The organism is Paenibacillus sp. FSL H8-0282 (genome assembly GCF_037963825.1).
Taxonomy (GTDB): Bacteria; Bacillota; Bacilli; order Paenibacillales; family Paenibacillaceae; genus Paenibacillus_AQ; species Paenibacillus_AQ odorifer.
On record NZ_CP150146.1, the window covers coordinates 5,344,966 to 5,364,721 of the forward strand.

At 45.4% G+C, this 19,756-nt stretch carries 13 protein-coding genes; 2 read left to right on the forward strand and 11 right to left on the reverse strand.

The window, feature by feature from the left end:
- Nucleotides 1-69: 69 nt before the first annotated feature.
- The gene (locus tag NST94_RS23205; RefSeq protein WP_036677599.1) at nucleotides 70-489 is read right to left on the reverse strand and encodes an Rrf2 family transcriptional regulator; all 420 of its coding nucleotides are present in this window, start codon (nucleotides 487-489) and stop codon (nucleotides 70-72) included.
- A gap of 294 nt (nucleotides 490-783) precedes the next feature.
- Here NST94_RS23205 and mnmA point away from each other — a divergent pair, with 294 nt between their 5' ends.
- Nucleotides 784-1,905: a tRNA 2-thiouridine(34) synthase MnmA gene (gene mnmA, locus NST94_RS23210; protein ID WP_339282158.1), complete on the forward strand. Its 1,122-nt coding sequence runs from the start codon at nucleotides 784-786 to the stop codon at nucleotides 1,903-1,905.
- A gap of 368 nt (nucleotides 1,906-2,273) precedes the next feature.
- Here the strand turns inward: mnmA and NST94_RS23215 are convergent, their stop codons facing one another.
- The 10 genes from NST94_RS23215 to NST94_RS23260 all read right to left on the reverse strand — a co-directional run bounded on the left by NST94_RS23215 (nucleotide 2,274) and on the right by NST94_RS23260 (nucleotide 18,857).
- A complete protein-coding gene (locus NST94_RS23215; RefSeq protein ID WP_339282159.1) occupies nucleotides 2,274-5,258 on the reverse strand; it encodes a glycoside hydrolase family 48 protein in 2,985 nt (994 codons plus the stop codon).
- Nucleotides 5,259-5,290: 32 nt separating this feature from the next.
- On the reverse strand, nucleotides 5,291-8,023 hold the full coding sequence (locus NST94_RS23220; protein ID WP_339281331.1) for a glycoside hydrolase family 9 protein: 2,733 nt from the start codon (nucleotides 8,021-8,023) through the stop codon (nucleotides 5,291-5,293).
- A 292-nt stretch (nucleotides 8,024-8,315) separates the two neighbouring features.
- Nucleotides 8,316-10,163 (reverse strand): oligopeptide ABC transporter substrate-binding protein, encoded by a 1,848-nt coding sequence (locus NST94_RS23225; RefSeq protein ID WP_076218485.1) that lies wholly within the window; start codon nucleotides 10,161-10,163, stop codon nucleotides 8,316-8,318.
- Nucleotides 10,164-10,182: 19 nt separating this feature from the next.
- Complete coding sequence (locus NST94_RS23230) at nucleotides 10,183-11,088, reverse strand: ABC transporter permease (RefSeq protein WP_076129671.1); 906 nt, start codon at nucleotides 11,086-11,088, stop codon at nucleotides 10,183-10,185.
- 27 nt (nucleotides 11,089-11,115) lie between these two features.
- On the reverse strand, nucleotides 11,116-12,078 hold the full coding sequence (gene opp4B / locus NST94_RS23235) for an oligopeptide ABC transporter permease (protein WP_036677612.1): 963 nt from the start codon (nucleotides 12,076-12,078) through the stop codon (nucleotides 11,116-11,118).
- A 4-nt stretch (nucleotides 12,079-12,082) separates the two neighbouring features.
- Nucleotides 12,083-13,018 carry an ATP-binding cassette domain-containing protein gene (locus NST94_RS23240; RefSeq protein ID WP_036677615.1) on the reverse strand — a complete coding sequence of 312 codons (936 nt, stop codon included), beginning with the start codon at nucleotides 13,016-13,018 and terminating at the stop codon, nucleotides 12,083-12,085.
- Nucleotides 13,005-14,021 (reverse strand): ABC transporter ATP-binding protein, encoded by a 1,017-nt coding sequence (locus tag NST94_RS23245; RefSeq protein ID WP_076129669.1) that lies wholly within the window; start codon nucleotides 14,019-14,021, stop codon nucleotides 13,005-13,007. Before NST94_RS23245 ends, NST94_RS23240 begins: the two co-directional genes overlap by 14 nt.
- A 379-nt stretch (nucleotides 14,022-14,400) precedes the next feature.
- On the reverse strand, nucleotides 14,401-15,705 hold the full coding sequence (locus NST94_RS23250; RefSeq protein ID WP_076129668.1) for a replication-associated recombination protein A: 1,305 nt from the start codon (nucleotides 15,703-15,705) through the stop codon (nucleotides 14,401-14,403).
- A 295-nt stretch (nucleotides 15,706-16,000) separates the two neighbouring features.
- Nucleotides 16,001-16,282, reverse strand: coding sequence for a CD3324 family protein (locus NST94_RS23255; protein WP_076129667.1), 282 nt, complete (start codon nucleotides 16,280-16,282; stop codon nucleotides 16,001-16,003).
- Between the two features lie 391 nt (nucleotides 16,283-16,673).
- Entirely contained in the window at nucleotides 16,674-18,857 is a 2,184-nt protein-coding gene (locus NST94_RS23260; protein ID WP_339281332.1) for a UvrD-helicase domain-containing protein, read from the reverse strand.
- Nucleotides 18,858-19,305: 448 nt separating this feature from the next.
- Here NST94_RS23260 and NST94_RS23265 point away from each other — a divergent pair, with 448 nt between their 5' ends.
- Nucleotides 19,306-19,731, forward strand: a complete 426-nt coding sequence (locus tag NST94_RS23265) for a hypothetical protein (RefSeq protein ID WP_076303074.1) — start codon at nucleotides 19,306-19,308, stop codon at nucleotides 19,729-19,731.
- The last annotated feature ends 25 nt before the right edge of the window (nucleotides 19,732-19,756 follow it).

A 19,756-nucleotide genomic window follows, 5' to 3' on the forward strand; every position in this document is an offset into this window, starting at 1 on the left:
AAAAAAGACTCCCAAATGGGAGCCTAAAGGTTGATTCATAATACTGTTGAGTTATCTTTCATTGGAGATCTAAATATAAAACATGTAATTGTCAGCCAAACTCTCTTCTTTGTAGTTAATCAAGTCATAAAGTGTTGTGGAATCCAGCACATCGGCAATACTGTCGCGAATACGCAACCATAAATCCCGTTTCGCTGCATCGTCCTCTTCCGTGAAGTCTACAGGAGAGATAGGACCCTCCAGCACACGGATGATATCACCGGCAGTGATAGCATTCGCCTCACGCGACAAAATGTATCCGCCATATGCTCCACGAATACTTTTTACAAGTCCTGCATTGCGCAGAGGAGCAATTAGTTGCTCCAGATAATGCTCGGAAAGACCATTTTTCTCAGCGATACTCTTAAGTGAAGTTGGTCCTTCACCAAATTTCAGTGCAAGCTCCATCATAATTGTTAGTCCGTAACGACCTTTAGTTGATATTTTCAAAGGGGCACCTCTTTCAGTTTAATGTCTGATTATTGTATACTATTGATTCGGCAAGTCATTTGGATTGTCATATCAAGGTATTCCGATAATTACTCTCAGTTTATGTTATCATATCCGAAGTCACAAATGAAATGGAAAACAAAACATTTTACGAGAATGTTCACCCCAGGTGGACATTTTGTTGTTTCCAGTCTCTTATTTCAGAGGTTTAGAGTAGACAGGTATGTTATAATACATTTTGAGCCGGGTGTTCCATGAATGACCGGTATTTTGGGTACAGAAATGGTGATTACGATGACAAAAGCAAAACAAGACACCCGTGTCGTCGTCGGCATGTCCGGAGGGGTCGATTCCTCCGTCACGGCGCTTCTGCTCAAGCAGCAGGGCTATGACGTCATCGGCATCTTCATGAAGAACTGGGACGATACCGACGAATTCGGAGTATGTACGGCCGAAAGCGATGCAGAGGATGTTCGCCGCGTATGCGAGCAGATTGATATTCCTTACTATACCGTTAATTTCGAGAAGGAATACTTTGATAAGGTATTTTCTTATTTTCTCGATGAATATAAGGCCGGCCGGACGCCAAATCCTGACGTCATGTGCAACCGCGAGATTAAGTTTGGAGAATTTTTGAACAAAGCTCTTCAGCTTGGTGCCGATTATGTCGCAACTGGACATTACGCACGTGTTATAGAAGAAGATGGTGTGTACAAGCTGCTCCGCGGCGTAGACAACAATAAGGATCAAACCTATTTCCTGAATGCACTGGGGCAACATCAACTCTCTAAAACAATGTTCCCTATTGGACATCTGCCGAAACCTGAAGTGCGGAGAATTGCTGAAGAAGCAGGACTTTACACTGCCAAGAAAAAAGATAGCACAGGCGTCTGCTTTATCGGCGAGCGCAACTTCCGCGAATTCCTCAGCCAATATCTCCCGGCACAAGCTGGCGATATGGTTGACATAGTAACTGGAGAGATCAAAGGCCGCCATGACGGACTTATGTATTACACGTTAGGCCAACGCCAAGGCCTTGGTATTGGTGGCTCTGGCAACGGCGAACCGTGGTTTGTAGCTGAAAAAGATCTTAGCCGCAACATTCTTTATGTAGTACAAGGAGACAAGCACCACAGCCTGTACTCCACTAGCCTGATTGCTTCCGGTGTTAACTGGATTGAGGGTCAAGCGCTTGGGCAAGAGCCGCTGAAATGCACCGCCAAATTCCGGTATCGCCAGCCAGATCAAGGCGTGACCCTTACAGCGCGTGAAGATGGAACAATAAATGTAGCCTTTGATGTTCCACAAAAAGCGATCACCCCTGGTCAAGCCGTTGTCTTCTATCTCGGCGAGCAATGTCTCGGCGGCGGAACGATAGAATACGCGGAGAAGGTTGTTCCTTCAGCACAAGTGTGAATGTAAACCAAGCTTCTATAAAAGCTTGATCTACAAGTATTCGTAGTAACTCACAATAACTAACTAACATACCAAAAGCACGAAATAGTTGTATTTAATACAGCTATTTCGTGCTTTTTTATTTCTTTTTGGGTTTTAGTTGCACATTGTACAGTTAAACTGAGCTTATATCTCAATAAGTATCCATATACTGATAAATAGTTGTATGAAGTGCAATTAAATTACGTTGACGCGGCTAGAGCCTATTTTAGTTGTAGGAAATACAATTAAAATGGACATGAAGCCACAATTAGTCGAAGTGCAGTCGCTAACCAGCCAATAACAAAAAAAGCCCCAGCCAAATGGCTAGGGCTTCCCTCATTTAGACTTTAAGGCTCAAGTCCCCATGCTAGAGCACCATTCAAGTACAACGGCACATGATTCCATTCCGTGTACGATGTTTTGGTAGGATCATAAGAGTAGTCTCCAACCTCGTTGTAATTGCTCCAGTCCGTTTTGTTGACCCGGATCTGGATATCACCCGTGTTGGCTCCCGGTGCAAGACTGCCTGCACCTGCGCCGAAGGAGATTTCTAAATAATAGTCCGCTCCAGTTTTGGCAGGGTCTACCTTCACGAATGTTCCCTGTATATTACTTCCACCGATGTTAGCATAGTCAACATTAAATTGTTGAGGTTTATCGCCATCAATCGTGTAATAATACCGCAGCTTTACATCGCTAAGCGCTACAGCCGTATCCCCATTGTTAACAATTTGCAGCTGCGGGCGGAACTGATTATCTCCCGGATTGGTATCACTTGTCCGGTACTTCACCACCAAATCTCCTTGTGCCGGAATCGGTACATCCATAGGCTTGGCGTGAACCTCAGGCGAATTCGGGCTCTCTCCAACCACGTTGGAAGCACTAACTACATAGTAATAATCCGTACCGTTAACCACGGAAGTGTCACTGTAAGTAGCTTGAGTGACAACAGCCACATCGCTGTAAGGGCCACCAGTTGTTGCAGCTCTTTTCACAGTATAGCTTGTAGCTCCAGTTACGTTGTTCCAACTAAGATCTACAACTTGGTTACCAGCGACCGCACTTGGTTTGGAAGGTGCTTTTGGAGCTACTGGCTCCGTAGGCACGCTGCTGTTGATCAATCGATCGTATTCTGCATAAGCAGTTGCCATATCTACTTGCGACCAGAAGCGATGGTAGGTAAATTCAGGGGCTCCATTGTCCCATGTTTTAGTCACTTTATTAAAAGAAGTATTGTATTTGTCCAGCAGATATTGCCACTTAGAGTCATTTTCGATATTCGGACGGATATCGGTATAGCTTGCATATACCCCATTTCCGCCTTTAGCAGGATCGGAAGGCACTGTTGATGTACCAGGGATTGTATTTCCTTGGCCGAATGTACCTGTCCAGCCGCTTGGGAAATAGACTTCTTTAGTGAAATAGCGAGAATAATCTGCACGGCTTTCGGTAGTTGCAATACCAATTCCATCGTTATAACCCCATGCCGTGTCTAACAAAGATTTAGCCAGTACCTGAGCTTCTCCTCCCAGAGTACTGTAGCTGCCATGTTCAGCTTTGGTGCCAGCCGCATAGAAGGTAAGTGCCTTAATATAGCTGCCCAGTACACCTGTATCTTGGCTTGGACTCTTAGTTACGGCTTTCAGGTTACTGTTTGCGGCAGAACCACTGAAGCCATTCCACGTATTAGGTTGTCCTGTCCATTCCACATTACCTGGAATCCAGAATTCTCCTGGTGCAGAGACTGTAGCCACTTGTGGATTGGCGCCTCCAAGAATTCGATTTCCTTGGCTGTTCAGATAGTAACCTTCTGCATCCGTAACTGGACGTTTGTTGGCAAAGGCATAATCTTTAGACCAATCTACCCAATTTTCTATAACTTGTTTTGCCATTTGGAAGTTTTCAGATGTAGTGTCTCCGTTAGAAGCAAGGATATAGTACAGCTCCGCTACCCGCTCCACACTCCATGCCTGCATTCCGAACCAGTTATTGGATGGAGGATCGTGGTAGACTGGAGCTTCGTCATAGGCCATGCCATAAAAAGTACTGGTTCCAGCTGGATAAGCCTTGTAAGCGCCTTGATAACTATTGGTCGCTCCACCGGCAATTGCCCCTTCAGAGGACTGCAGCCAAGTATAAAATTCCAATTGACGTTTCAGAGAGTTTTCCCAATCCTGCCCAGCTGTAGCTGATGACGGAATCAGACCACCATCCGAATCAGAAAGTGCGTAGGCAGCCACGACATTCTGATACCCTTGGTGGGCATGGCTCGCACCGATTCTCCAAGCCCAGTTTCCTGTTGCTCCAAGTCCACCGCCCCATGCGGTATACCAAGCCAGAAGATATTGATTAGAGTCTTTGCCAGTCCCGGCATCAGGGGTGCCGTCAGTAGCAGCACTTCCTACTTTTTGGAAGTATTTATCATACATACCGTAACGCAGGAAATCGCCCATTTTCTTAGCTTTATTCAAATACACTGTATTGTTGTAGCCGAGCTCTTTAGCCCAGTACATTGCTTGTACTGCCCGTGCATCGGCATCTGTAGCATTCGTGTAACGCCATTGAGCGGAAGGCACGTTAGCTTCTTTTGTGAACAGACTCATGAAGCCTTCGTTTGCTTTTCCGAACGTTTTGTCATCTTGAGACGGGTGAGGGACCGCCTCCCAAACGGACTCTTGTTCACCCCGTTGGAATGTATTCACATAAGCGGCTGTATGCGTAGGATTCAGCAAGTTGCCGAAGCCGTACCAGTTGTCCACGTCTACCAGCCAGTGCATCAAGTAGGTCTGGTTGTTGCCATACGTCGCCTTCAATTCAGCATCTAGCGGATCTTTACCTGCTGTATACTGGCCACCTAGCTGACTTGGATACTGATCCGGCTGAGCATGCTCCGCTGCATACGTAGCCGGGCTGTTCGGATTGTAATAACTCATGGTTGGCTGCTCTTCCTTGCCATCACCTTCGTTAATAGGGATGATATACTTCTCCATGTTGTCCCAAGCGGATTCCAGCTTAGTCCAGTCCCCTGTGTGATAACCATAGAGTACCTCAAGCCACATCCAATAACTGTAAGCCTCCGAGGTCGTCATATGTCCGTAATCAGGGGCTTCACTCATCAAGGTCTCTACCGCATGATAAGGTACTCCTTCGGCAGAGAAATAACCATTTGCGGGGTCTTTTAGCTGCGCATATAATTGCAGAAATCGCGTCTGCTCCGTAGTTGAAGCGTGAGCAGTCTGAGGTCTAAAATTAAATAGACCGGTCATGAGTGAGAGAAACAGGACTGCGGCCATTATTACAGAAACAGGCTTCTTTATTAAGCTCAATTTCATCATCTTAGGCAAGCTCCCTCTCTTGGATATATTTATGGTTCTAAGCCCCATACAAGTGTTTCACCTTGATAAAGTGTAACCTTATTCCAATCGGCAAATGTCTGCTGAACCGCGCTGTAGGAATAATCATCCGTTTCATTATAAGCCGTCCAGTCCGTCTTATTGGTGCGAGCCTGAATCTCGCCGCTATCTCCACCAGGCGCTATACTTCCAGCCCCTGCACCAAAAGAAATCTCCAGATAATAATCCGCGCCCGTACTGGCGGGATTCAGCTTAACAAAACTGCCGCTTAAATTACCACTGCCCACTACAGCATAATCACAATGAAACTGTTGTGGTTTATCCCCATCCACAGTGAAATAATAACGCAGCTTCAAGCCGCTAAGTGCCACAGACTCGGTTCCTGTATTCATAATTCGGAACTGAGGGCGCAGCTGTCCATCACTGGCATTCGTATCATTCGTACGATATTGCACCTTTAAATTTCCCGTTGTGGGCTGTGTCGGTTCTTGGGGTTTAGCACTAACCTGTATAGATGGCAAGCTCTCCCCTACACTATTCGTGGCAGTGATCACATAATAATAAGTGGTTCCGTTCACCCGTCCACTATCCATGTAATCCGTTCCCGTGACATTCTCAAGCACCGTATACGGGCCTCCACTCACTTCACTGCGTTTAACGGTATATTCACTGACCCCGCTAATCGCATTCCAAGTCAAATGGACAGTCCCATTACCTGCTACAGCCTGAACATTAGTCGGACGTGCAGGGACTTGAGGTTCTCCAGGTTGTCCGCCACCCGCTGGAAGTTCTCCATACATGTGTACACCTGCATCAAACACCGGAATGTTCGCTGTTTTTACAGGAGTTACTCCTTGAGCTGCCACCCCTTGGAATGAAAAATCATTAGCATTATTCCAGAAGTTAGTGTTCAGCGGAGCTGCAATTCGGAATTGAATCTCCTTACGATGAGCAGATTGTCCACCCGGATAAATCAAAGTACCTGTAAAATCAACCTCAGTATAGTAGATATGGTTAGCTGCATCGTAAGGCTGAAGTGCAGACACCGTTCCACCCTGATTGTAGCCTCCCGCTGTAACCGTAATATCCTCAGGACCATAACCAGCCGCTATCGCTTCACTAAGATCCACATAATAGTTAAAAGACATCTCTTTACTGGCCCTTGCCGGCCAGCCCGTACGGTTATTCAGCAATGCTCGAATCTCTACAAAGTTGCTGCCACTAGCATTCACAGAGGCTTCGACAAACATCTCATCTTCACGTGTCTCTGCAGGTGGAAATTGTGCAAGGGGCTGTTGCCCTTGTCCATGCAGCAGCACCATTTTTGCAATAGCTCCTGTAAAAGCTGCATTGTAATCGGTTGCAACTTCATTCGAGACATAATCGTTAATGGAGTCGGTGTAGCTGTCTGTTTTGGACGGGCCTCCAACTAGCGCTCCGTACAAGACATGGCGATGATTTACCGGAACGCTCTGACTATCATTCCATGATCCATGTGAGGTTCGATGATGGGGATGCTGAGGAGAATTGTTACCAAAACCGATAACATAACTGCTGTTTCGTGGATTGTCACCAAGCATATACGTAATTTGTCTCTCCGCGAAAGAGCGCGCCGTATCTTTCTTCACCGGATCGCTCACCCAGTCTGAGTAAACGAAGGCCATAAAAGCCTGATTGGCTGCATAACGCAATGCGCCCCATTGATCGAGATGGGCTAGTCCGCCAGGTGTATAGGCAACACGGTCACTTGTTCCACCCACTCCAGTCGTCCAATACTGCATATTCCGTTCAGTGGATTGAATGAACTTGGTCTGCCCGGTGATTCGTGCCAACAGTAATTGAGCGCCATAATGCTTGTCGTCCCAAGACTGTGTCCACTGATACCCCCAGTTTCCAGCCTGATTCGTTCCCCATTGATCGCTTGCTGCAATAGCCTTATTGAGATACTGCTGATCGTTAGTCGCCAAATACAACCAGACAGCCCCCCAGCTCAATTCATCCGCGTAACCGCTCCAAGAATTATAATATTGTTTGACGTCGGTAATGCTGTCGGAATAGGAGCCGCGATAAGTGTCTGCAAAATTGTAAAGCTGTTTAGCATGCAGCAGCAGCTTGTCCGCGTATACGGCATCCGTATCCCTGAAAATAATGGATGCTGAAGCTAACGCTGCAGCTGTTTCTGCGGCAAGATCTGATCCGGGATGAGTGGCATCAATTTTGTAGGAAGGTCTCTGCATCTGCATGACTTCTGCGGGTCCCCACCAATTATGATCGGTTGTTCCGTTACCAACTTGTCCCCACAGCTCGTTAGGAGCGGTATGAGCTTTCACAAAATAATCGGTTGCCCAGCGAATATTGTCTAAAATTTCCTCCAGCTGCCCAGACCCCTCATATCCTTGCTTGTACTCATAAACCGACCACGCCAGCATCGTTGTAGAATAAGCCATAGGCAAACCGAATTTAACGTGATCACCGGCATCGTACCAACCACCAGTCAGATCATGTCCCACATCCGCCCCGTCCAAAAGACCGGAATCGCCCCGCCATTCCACCCGATTGTTATCTGGCAATTCACCAGACCGCTGGGTTTCGTAGAAATAAATAGATTTTTGTAGAACCTCCGCATAGTTGTAGTCTCCGGCCGCTGCCTCTGCTATCGCCGGTTGAAATGCAGCATTTGAACAAAATGTAAGCGTAAACAACAAACTGAACACCAGTCCTTGTTTCCTATACCTCTTGATCATTTCTACTGCCCCTCTCTTCAGTGAATGCCACAAGAAAGATTACACCTCAGTCCCGTAACACCTCCCTCACTCGAATCAGGTACCTGTCATTGCGATCATCCACTCACCTCACTCTAAGAGCTATATTTAAGCGAAAGTTTCGCTCTCACCCAAAATATACCATATCTTTCATTAAAACACTATATTTTTACAGTAAATAATGCACAAAATATAGGAATAATTGTTAATTTAACGGAAAATAAAAAACAGCAGCTCAGGATCTCTCCTTGAACTGCTGTTCATTAATCCCCTCTTACTGAGCCACCGCAGCTTTATCTGCAGAAACCGCAATGTCGTTATAATAGAGTCCGGTTCCATCACCAATTGCAAAGTTTAGAACACGGTTATTAACCGGCACAATCACAGCACGATAAAGTGTTGGGAATACTGGAATCTCATCAACCATAAATTGTTGCCACTCTTTATAGATTTCTTTACGTTTGTCTACATCAAATGCAGCCTCAGAGATCCCTTCGGCGAGCAAACGATCGTTCTCTGCACTGGAGTAACGCGGGAAGTTATAGATTGCATCTTTACCGTACAGGCCTGATGGGTCAACGTCAATCCCTACCCCCCAAGCACCTTGGTACACATCAACAGTAGGATCATCCTCACCATTTTGACCTATGCGATCATAGAAGGTATTAAACTCTACCATTTCCAAAGTTACATTCAGACCAATCGCTTTCCAGGATTGTACATAATATTGAGCCAGCGGCTCAGCAATGTCTCCACCAGTCATCGAAATGAAATTAATCTTCAGCTCGCTGCCATCTGGATTCGTTCTAAATTCACCGTTTAATTTGTAACCAGCGTCATCCAAGATCTTTTTAGCTGCTTCTGGATCAAAAGCTACGCCCGGATTGGTAGTATCATGGAATTCTGGATGGGATGGTGGAATCAAGGTAGTCGCATTCCAACGCAGACCATTATAGAACTTTTTACCAACAGTATCATTGTCAACCGCAGCCCACATTGCTTTACGAAGATTCACATCCGCCATTTTAGCTTTAGGATCGGTAACAACCTCTTTTTTCGTTGCATCCCATTTGCCAAGCTTAAATCCAATATACGTATACGCACGGTCAACCGCCCCGAGATACTCAACATTTGATAGCTTCGCATTATCTGGGAATTGATCAATAGGGAAGGAATCCACCAAGTCAACTCCACCAGATTTCAGTTCTTGTACAATCGTTGTTGGGTTGATAACCTTCAAAATTACTTTATCCAGTTTAGGGGCTCCACGCCAGTAATCTTCATTCTTAACAAATACTACAGACTCACCAGGAACGATACTCTCTACTTTAAAAGCTCCGAAGCCAATTGGCTTTTGGCGGACTTCAGGGGAAGAGGAGATTTTGGCAACATCCATGCCGCCAAAGATATGTTTGGCTAATGGATAAATCCATACGCTACCCGTTAACAAGGAAGGTGTAGATTGCTTATAAGTAATTTGCAGTTTCTTATCACCCAGCACTTTAATCCCGGATATGGTCTTGGCCTTACCGGAATGGTACTCATCCATGCCTTCAATATTAGTGAAGTCAGAACCGTAACGAGGACCATCATAAGCAGGATTACCAATAACTTCATGGGCGAACAACCAGTCTTCAGCCGTTACTGGCTTACCATCCTGCCAGTTTACATTGTCGCGAATCGTAAAGGTAAAGGTACGTCCATCTTCTGCAACTTCATAAGTAGCCGCACCATCATTAGTATAAACATAGTCTTTATCCCAAGTTAACAAACCTTCATCAAACCAGTTCAGAACTTGAGCATCTGGATCTCCAGAATAGAAGTTCCAGTTCAAAGTGCCTTCAAATGGACTATCGGAAACAAGTCCAAATGTAATTGTCCCTCCGTCAATAGCTTCACCTTGGTTAGTCTTAACGTTACTGAAATCTTTAATGTTATAAAGTCCGTCTTCTGCCTCAGGCGCGGCCGTTGCTTCTGCGGTTGCCGCAGGTGCGCTGGCGTTAGGAGCTGCTGTTGATTCAGCCGCTTCGTTGTTGTTCTTGGAGCCGCAAGCCGCAAGAGCGAACAACATTACAAACATTAATGAAACTAGTAAAGCTTTTGAACGAATGGCTTTTCTCATTTAATCATTTCCTCCCTTATTATCCTTTTCTTTGTCTTGCGTCGGTCGCACGTTTTAGCGCTTGACCCACATTATTTATACTCAACATCAATACCAGGATCAGCAATGATGCGGGTAACCAGATCCACCATCTGAACTCAAGAGTCTGCGGATTTCTCGCATAGCTTACTAGAGTACCCAGACTGGGTGTACTTTCTGGAAAACCAAAACCTAGAAAGGATAGGCCTGATTCCAATCCAATATTAGCTGCCAGATTCAAGGTCATTGTTACGATAATGATTGAGCTTAAGTTCGGCAGAACTTGCGTAAACATAATTTTTAGATTGGAGGAGCCTAGGGTCTTAGATGCCTGAACATAATCCAATTCCTTCTCTTGTAATGTCTTGGAACGAATTAGCCTGGCAATCCCCATCCAAAGAAATGCTGTCATGATAAAGGAGAAGGTCAACGTATTGTATTTAGGAACTGCGCTGACAAAAGCTATAACAATCATTAGAAAAGGTAGAATCATGAAGAAATCCACAATACGCATCGCGACATTATCTACCGTTCCCCCAAAGTAACCTGAGACTAAACCTACCAGAATACCGATAATTCCCGTAAAAAATGTAACCATAAAGGCAATAGACATGGAATTTCGTGTTCCTATAATTAATTGACCGAATACATCCCGTCCTCCATAATCAGTCCCCAGCCAATGCACAGCCGAAGGCTTCTCATATAGGGCGAACAAGTCAACCGTGACAATTTCTTTCTGATCTAAAAATAAGGAGATCCCATATACAGCAGCAATAATCGTAAATAGGAAAATCAACGAGACCAGTGCCAGCTTATCCCGCACCATCTCCCGCCAAACAATTTTGAAGCCCGATGGACTTTTATCAGTTTCCTGCAGCAGAGCTATCTCTGCGCTCGTCTTTGCCATTTCATTCACCCCAAAGTGTTCATCTTCTTATTTAATCCGGATACGAGGATCTACGATACTTAAAATAATGTCTGATAACAACGCACCGACGATGGAAGCAACCCCATACAGAAGAACGAGGGCTGTTACCACGCTGAAATCCCGAATCGTTATCGAACTTAGAAACAGCAAACCCATTCCTGGATAGCTGAAAATCGTTTCAACGAACACCGTACCACCGATTAACCCAGTGATCTCATATCCAAAAAATGCAGCGATCGGCAGCAAGGAGTTTCTCAAAATATGACGATTGTATACGCGTGACTCCGAAGCCCCTTTAGCTCTAGCAGTGAGAATGAAATCTTTTTGCTTCGTATCAATGATCTCATTTCTCAGATATTGTACGGTCCCAACCGTTGCAATTAGCGCCATAGATAGCGCAGGCAGAAGCAGATGATAGAATTTACTCCAGAAGTGACTTAGTGTACCTGGAACTTCCCCGGGACTGACACTGCCGCTGGTAGGAAACCAATGAAAATGAAATCCGAAAACCCATACCATTAAAAGTGCAAAAATAAACAACGGTGCAGCAAATCCAATATAGGTATAGCCAGTTATCAAGCGATCCAGCCACGAATCGTTATAACGTCCGCTGGTAATACCAAGCGGGATAGCAATAAGGTATGTAAGAATCAGCGTAACAATCGCCAGCCAAAGGGTATTCATCAGGCGTTGTCCGATTAGCTCTGAGACCGGCATTTTGAAACGGAAGGACTGGCCGAAATCCCCTTGTATCGCTTTAGTGATCCAATCCCAGTACTGGATGTACCATGGATCATTTAGACCGAGCTTTTCTCTCATCGCATCAATGGCCGCCGGATCAATATTCGGATCGAGCATTCCTGAGAGTGCGTCACCAGGCATCGCCTTCGCCATAAGAAAAACAAGAATACTTAATAGAACTACTTGAGGGATCATTATAAGAATTCTACGAACGATAATCTTCCACATATTCTCAACCTTTCTCAGGCAAGGCTACCAGATGAGTCTCGGAAATTGATTTTAATGGATAAGCCATGCCTTCTTCATCAAAATAATTCCGGTGCGCTTGTTCATATTCCTTGCTTACTGATTTTCTGAATTCCGTCTGCTTTTCTCTCTGTTTCGGATCAATATCAGGAATGGCGGCAATGAGTCGTTTGGTATAAATATGCTGAGGATTGTCAAAAATATCTTTAGCAGTCCCTTGCTCCACATGTCGTCCTTTATACATAATCCCTATGTGATCGCACATATGCCTGATGATCCCGAGATCATGACTGATAAATAGAAAAGTAAGATTCAGCTCTTTTTGAATGTCCTGCATGAAGTTAAGCACCTGTGCCTGTACTGAGACATCTAGCGCAGATACCGGCTCGTCAGCAATAATAAGTTTTGGCTTGAGTGCAATTGCTCTGGCAATTCCGATCCGCTGCCGCTGGCCGCCAGAAAATTCATGCGGATATTTCAGGATGTTCTCAGGACTTAAGCCTACTTGTAAAAGCAATTCCTGCACCCGGCGTTTTTCTTCCCCTGGAGACATTTTTTCGAAATTACGCAACGGTTCTGCAATAATATCGAGTACACGCTTCTTAGGATTTAAGGAAGAGTACGGATCCTGAAAGATCATCTGAATGTCTTTGCGGACATTTCTTTGCTTTCGTACACCCCTCAAGGCCAAATCTTGCCCTTCAAAAATCACGCTGCCGCTAGTAATAGAATTAAGACCTATAATCGCGCGACCCGTTGTCGTCTTTCCGGAACCAGATTCACCAACCAGACCATAGGTTTGCCCAGCTTCAATGGTAAAATTAACATTATCGACAGCCTTAACTACGCCAACTTCCCTTCGAAAAACACCGCCGTGGATCGGAAAATGTACTGCTAAATTTTTAACCTCAAGAAGTCCCATTGTGGATTGCCTCCTCGTTAGTATCAGGGAAATGGAAATTGTTATAACAGGTGCAGCGAACGAAATGTCCGGGTGCGACTTCATGCAGCTGTGGGTTCTCCTCATGCTCCGATTCAGGAATCCAAGGTGTCCGTGCCGAGAAACGGCAGCCCTTACGCGGAAGGTTTTGCAGTGGTGGAACAATCCCCTGAATCACATGCAACCTGGATTTTTCTTCTTTTGCCGTTGGAATGGAGTTTAATAAGGATCTCGTATATGGATGTTTCGGATTAGACGTCAACGTAAAAATATCTGCGATTTCGACGATTTGTCCGGCATACATCACCGCAACACGGTCAGCCATTTCGCTTACAACCCCTAAGTCATGAGTGATTAAGATAATGCCTGCTTCCATATCGTTTTTTAATTTTTTAATAAGTTCAAGGATTTGTAATTGGATAGTCACATCTAGTGCTGTGGTAGGCTCGTCGGCGATCAAAAGCTTGGGTCCATTGGCTATCGCAATGGCGATAACCACCCGCTGCCTCATGCCACCGGATAATTCGTGGGGGTACTGCTGATATGTATGCTCGGGACGGGAAATTCCAACCTTGGTCAAAAGATCAATGACCTTCTCTTTTCGCTGTTTCTTAGAAAGCTTGGAATCATGTAGGATAAGTACTTCTTCAATCTGTGAACCGATGATCATTAGCGGGTTTAAAGCGGATAAAGGATCTTGAAAAATCATAGACATTTCTTGCCCGCGCAGCTTGTTTAGTGCAGCAGGAGACATAGTAACGATGTCCTGGCCCTTGTATTTGATTTGTCCGTCAATTCTGGCTCTGGTATGCAGCCCCATAATGGAAAAGGCGAGCGCACTTTTTCCTGAACCAGATTCTCCAACGATAGCCAGAATTTCATTTTTGCGAACAGACAGGGTAACATCATCAACCGCAGCATAATAGTCGTCTGCAATTCTGAACGATGTCGACAAATTTTTGATTTCTAGTAGTTCTTCGCCCATATTCATCACCCTAACGACAAGGATTTCAAAATTAACACAATGAAAATATTATGTAAATTTTGATATAAATAGTGTTGATTTTCATGAAACATTTTGAAATAACCAATGTGATGATAATTAACACTGTTAAGAATACTACCAGTAGTTCAATCGGAAATAAAAATGAACATCTCGTAACTTTGTAGTTCATTTTAATTAACTTATGGTAAATTATCAATCTTTTCCTATAAAAAATTTTCAATCGATGTGATTAAAAGTAACGTAGGCAACAAAAAAACGGCTCTAGGCCGCCTTTTTTTGGGAATTATTTAGTTCGACTGAAAGTTAAAATCTTTGGCTTTCCAGCATGAAATTGGAAGGTATTATAGTCGCTAGCTGCTTACTGCTCCCGCCGAAGCTTTTGATTATGACGAATCTTAATCTCATTTCCTTGCTCAGTAGCTTGATAAAAAACACGCTGAGAAATCTCCTTAGGTAAATACTCTTGCTTCACATAATGCCCCGGAAAATTGTGCGGATATTGATATCCTTCATGCCCTAACGCAGTTGCACCTTTATAGTGCGTATCACGCAGATGCAGCGGTACCTCCGCTGATTTGATCTCATCCATACTTGCCATTGCATTGGAAATAGCCATAACCACAGCATTAGACTTCGGACTTTCCACTGCAAAAAGAATAGCTTGGGCAATGTTCAGCTTCGCCTCTGGCCAACCATTGTTTCGATACGCATCCAGCGCACTCACCGCTTGAACCATAGCTTGGGGATTAGCCAAGCCGATATCCTCACTGCTGGCTGCAATCAGGCGCCGAATAAAAGTCATAGGGTCCATTCCAAGCTTTTCTACCGCATACAGAAACCAAAACAACGCGGCGTCGCTGGAACCGCGAATACTTTTATGAAAAGCGGATAGCACATCATACTGCGTAGATTCATCAGCCTTCACAATGGGGCGCCGAATGGATTCTTCCGCCACCTCCAGCGTGATATGAACACTTCCATCAACTTGCGGCGCGGTAGTCAGGGCTGCAAGCTCCAGCGCATTTAGTGCCCGCCGGATGTCTCCATTAGCCATTGTTGCAATATGCAACAAAGCCTCCTCATCAACCTGAAGCTCCATAAATCCAAGACCTTTCTCTTTGTCCGCCAAGGCTCTGCGCATCGCGATCAAGCTGTGTTCACTCGTTAATGCCTCCAGCTGAAATAAGGTGGATCGGCTCATAAGCGCCCCATTAACATAATGGAACGGGTTCTCTGTAGTCGCTCCAATGAAGGTAATAGTCCCTTTTTCTACTGCTGGCAAAAGCGCATCCTGGCGTGAGCTATTAAATCGATGCACCTCGTCCAGGAACAGGATCGTCTTAGTGCCGTACAATGTTTGATTGTTCTGAGCTCGCTCAATAACCTCCCGTACATCCTTCACGGTAGCTTCCACCGCATTCAGACGTACGAACTCTCCTTGCGTGTGATGAGAAATAATATGCGCGAGTGTCGTCTTGCCGCATCCCGGGGGGCCATAGAGCAAAATCGAAGAGACTTGATCCGCCTCAATCGCTCTTCGCAGCAGCTTCCCCCGACCTATGATATGCTCTTGACCAATATATTCATCAAGATTCTCCGGTCTCATCCGGTCCGCAAGCAGCCGTCCGCCCCCGGTGTCCTCTCCGAAAGAAAATAAATCCATAACTCCACTTCCTTGCTATATTCTTGTAAAAGCTCAATGTAAATCCCTCTCTATCATACCATATCACAGGGAAGGATTAGGATGTCCTGCCGGTTCAAGGTAACAGTATCAGCATAGACTTATTTTACGCCAAAATAAAAAGAGCATGATCTCGTCTTAGAAAGGCGGGAGCCATGCTCTTTTTTCAAAATATAAGAAAGTATAGGTTTCACACTACACTTTATCCTTATGATTTCTCGCATAACGCTTACCGTCCTTCTAAGGACACCAGAGGCGTTTATGCTTGAATTGCAAGCTAGCAATTTACTGCCAGCCGCATTTTTGATATGATTTTACGAATGCTTTCTTCCGATAGATGGTACTTCTTCTGAAGTTCCGCTACGGAATCACCGCTTCGATGACAACTGAAAATTTCCTTGTTCCGGTTCGCTATTTCTTTCCTCGAACCGCTGTTCTCGCCCCATCGAACCCGCTCTTCCGTCTTCTTTGGGATGTAGAGCAGTTCACCTTGGATGTATCCCTGAAGCTCTTCGAGCAAGCCAGGGGGGAGCACATCCTTCCCATTTACATAACTCAACTTGCATTTCCTCCTTCAACAGGTGTGTCCCTATGCGTCGGTCAACTAAGTTTTTAGTTATAATCACGTCACCTGCCTCCTTTCTTCTCCTCATATTTGGAAAAATCCGTAATTTCATTATATAAAAACCTTTTGGTAGCGTCTACATTCGATTTCATAAATTTCGTTCTTATGGATAAGTGTGGTACTTCTTATGTTAGTAATAAGGAGGCCGTAAGGCCTCCTCGCTTTAAGCAGGTTTCCGTCTTAAACGGAAACCACCTCGTATACTGAAATCATTTCAATCAGCCTCCTTCCAGAAGTGTTCTTGCCCGGCCGGACACTTATTATTAAGCCATACCTATGGGGGAGTTACAAGACCAAGAACAGTTATAACCATTCTCCACCAGTCTTATTCTCCCTCAGAATCGCTTCCAGCCGCCGTTTGCACATAGGAAGGAACTTCCCCATTATGGAGCAGCCACAGCTCATGGAGAGCACGTGTACAGCCGACATACATCAGCTTCGCGTCCCAAGCCGTCGCTCCATAATGGTCTTGATCGGCATCTGCTAAGATCACCGCATCGAACTCCAAACCTTTTGATAAATAGACAGGCAGCACCGATAACCCGCCCTGATATTGCGTCATACTGCCATCAATCAGATGAATATCTTCAAAATGCTGTGCCAGCTCCGCATATAGTTCTGCAGCCTCATGAAGATTTCTTGTTAGGACAGCCACCGTACGGTATTCCCTTCCTGACAGAGACTTCAGTGCAGAGGTTATTGTCCGCAAGCGAGCTTGCTCATCAGCCACCAGTTCCCCGGCATCCTCGCCATAGGCGATCATACGCACGGGATCTCCACTACGAAACACAGGAACAGCCAGCAATGAGCTCTCCACACCTGAAGATAGAATTCCATTAGCGAAGTCTATAATTTCCATAGTAGAACGATAGCTGCGTGTCAGCGCGTGATAAGCCGTGTTCTCAGGGGCAAACAACGTCTGCATCTCTTCCCACGCGTGTACGCCTTTATAGGCATGTATGCCCTGCGAGAGATCACCCAGGATCGTAAAGGAATGGCCTCGCACATATAAATCCAGAACGGCAATTTGGAAAGGTGAAAAATCCTGAGCCTCATCGATTACTACATGGTCAAAGCGAGTAACGCCCTCATCACCATTCAAAAGATAATGGATATACAGCAGCGGAGGTAAATCCTCTTCACGTATGATGCCTTTTTTCAGCTCTTTTGCCGTTTCCTTCAACACAGCTGCCGGAATTTCCTCTGGCGGTTCAACCGGCCAATCCTCAGGAAGTTTAGCTGCTCGGAAAATTTGCTTATAGATCGTTAATGGATCATATTTAGGCCATTTGGCACTATAAGCCTTCTCTCGCTGCGCGCCTTTTTTCTTGCGATCCTTCATAGCAGCAGCTGAAGGACTCTTCTTCAGTTCCATCTCAATCCAGCGATGAATCCGCGCCATTACCCGTTCCTTGCGCTTGGCTGGAGGATAGGGAGCATACTCCTCATTATGCCAGCGCAAAATCATAGAACGGCGTAGCACCGCACCCTCCCACGGGCTAAAATCACCCTCAGGTACAGAGCTGCTTTCCAATAGCTTGATGCTGGACTCTATGATTCCCATCAGCACCGTGGAACCCTTGAAGCGCCCCGGCGTCTCTTCTGTAATTACCGGCATGCCGCCAGGGGTTTCGAACCAGCGGTTCATCGTCTCTGTCGCATCCTGTTCCGGCAATTCCAGTCCTAGTACATTAGCCGCCCAATCCGGAAATGTACTTTGAGCAATATTACCTACCCCGAGCTCAGGCAATACATCCGAGATGTAATCCAAAAACATCCGGTTTGGTGCAAAAATGATCATTTTTTCCGCAGAAACCTGATCCTTGTATTGATACAGCAGAAAAGCAAGCCTGTGCAGTGCAACGGTTGTTTTACCGCTTCCTGCCACGCCCTGAATGATTAGCGCTGTATTTTTGGCAGCACGGATAATCTTGTCCTGCTCCTCTTGAATGGTCGATACGATATCCCGTAGACGATTATCCTTGTTCTCCCCAAGTCGATAGACGAGAAACTCATCTGATACAATCGGTGCATCGCTTTCCCGATTGTACGTATCCGCGACCCGCTCCAGAATTTGCTTCCGAATCACCACGTTGCGTTTGAGGTATACCAGCCCCTCTATTAATCCCTCAGGAGCTTCATAGGAGGCTGGCTCCGTACCGCCGGTAAACGAATAAAACAGGCTTGCTACCGGTGCGCGCCAGTCGATGACTAGCGGACGGTCGCTTACCTGCTCGCGGTCTACGCCGATTTTGCCTATATAGAGTGCCTTCCGTTCATTCTCATCATTGCCTTGAAAATCAAGCCGTCCGAAATAAGGCTCCTGCCTAAGCTTAGCAAGATCTTTGCGCTCCTGATCACGGTTCGCTTCCAGCACCTGTTCCGTATAGTCATGTCCCGTGTACACTGGTGTCTGCTGGAGCTTCTCCAGCAAAGTGTCAATTTCAGTAAGCGCTTGATTCAGCCTGTCTTCTTCCTCTTGATAGGCACTTTGAAAGTTGTCTTCCAATTTCAGTTACCTCCTAAAAGTTTATCGAGCTTAAATTTTCATGCTCCTACGCCCATTTCTCACGCAAAAGGATACCCATTGTAGCACAATCAGCACTTAAATACCAAATCTTTCAAATGATTTGACTAAACTTATAAGTTGTTCTCCAACCTAAAGCACTTTGGTGCACCTTAGCATGCACAAGCGCCGAATGTTCGGGACAAACCAAAGGCTTTTTTGCCTTTGGTTTCAGCGTTCGCACACATTTAGCTCCGATCAGAGGCATTTTTGCCTTTGATTTCGGCGTTCGCACACGTTCGGCTCGAATCAACGTCATTTTGCCTTTGGTTTCGGCGTTCGCACGCATTTAGCTCCGATCAGAGGCTTTTTTGCTTTTGGTTTCGGCGTTCACACGCATTTAGCTCCGATCAGAGGCATTTTTGCCTTTGGTTTCGGCGTTCGCACACTTTTGGCTCCAATCAGAGGCATTTTTGCCTTTGGTTTCGACGTCCAGGCACATTTAGCTTCCATCTACGGTTTTTATACCTTTGTTTTCGTCGTCTACGCGCATTTAGCTCCAATCAACGGTATTTATCTCTCTGTTTTCGGCGCTTCCACGCATTTAGCCCCAATCAACGGTATTTATACCTTTGTTTTCGTCGTCTACGCGCATTTAGCCCCAATCAACGGTATTTATACCTTTGTTTTCTACGTCTACGCACATTTAGCCCCATTCATCGGTATTTATCCCTTAGATTTCGTCGTCTACACGCATTTAGCTCCAGTCAACGGTATTTATCCCTTTCTTTTCGACGTCTACGCACATTTGGCTCCAATCAGCGGCACAACGGCATTTACCTCTTTAATTTCAACGCTGGCTAATAGAGCTGATTAGTGTGCAACAGGTCCCTCGCAATCAA

Excerpts from the sequence above, each read along its gene's own strand:
- mnmA (WP_339282158.1), top strand. The coding sequence starts at position 784 with ATGACAAAAGCAAAACAAGACACCCGTGTCGTCGTCGGCATGTCCGGA.
- NST94_RS23215 (WP_339282159.1), bottom strand. The coding sequence starts at position 5,258 with ATGAAATTGAGCTTAATAAAGAAGCCTGTTTCTGTAATAATGGCCGCA.
- NST94_RS23220 (WP_339281331.1), bottom strand. The coding sequence starts at position 8,023 with ATGATCAAGAGGTATAGGAAACAAGGACTGGTGTTCAGTTTGTTGTTT.
- NST94_RS23225 (WP_076218485.1), bottom strand. The coding sequence starts at position 10,163 with ATGAGAAAAGCCATTCGTTCAAAAGCTTTACTAGTTTCATTAATGTTT.
- NST94_RS23230 (WP_076129671.1), bottom strand. The coding sequence starts at position 11,088 with ATGGCAAAGACGAGCGCAGAGATAGCTCTGCTGCAGGAAACTGATAAA.
- opp4B (WP_036677612.1), bottom strand. The coding sequence starts at position 12,078 with ATGTGGAAGATTATCGTTCGTAGAATTCTTATAATGATCCCTCAAGTA.
- NST94_RS23240 (WP_036677615.1), bottom strand. The coding sequence starts at position 13,018 with ATGGGACTTCTTGAGGTTAAAAATTTAGCAGTACATTTTCCGATCCAC.
- NST94_RS23245 (WP_076129669.1), bottom strand. The coding sequence starts at position 14,021 with ATGGGCGAAGAACTACTAGAAATCAAAAATTTGTCGACATCGTTCAGA.
- NST94_RS23250 (WP_076129668.1), bottom strand. The coding sequence starts at position 15,705 with ATGGATTTATTTTCTTTCGGAGAGGACACCGGGGGCGGACGGCTGCTT.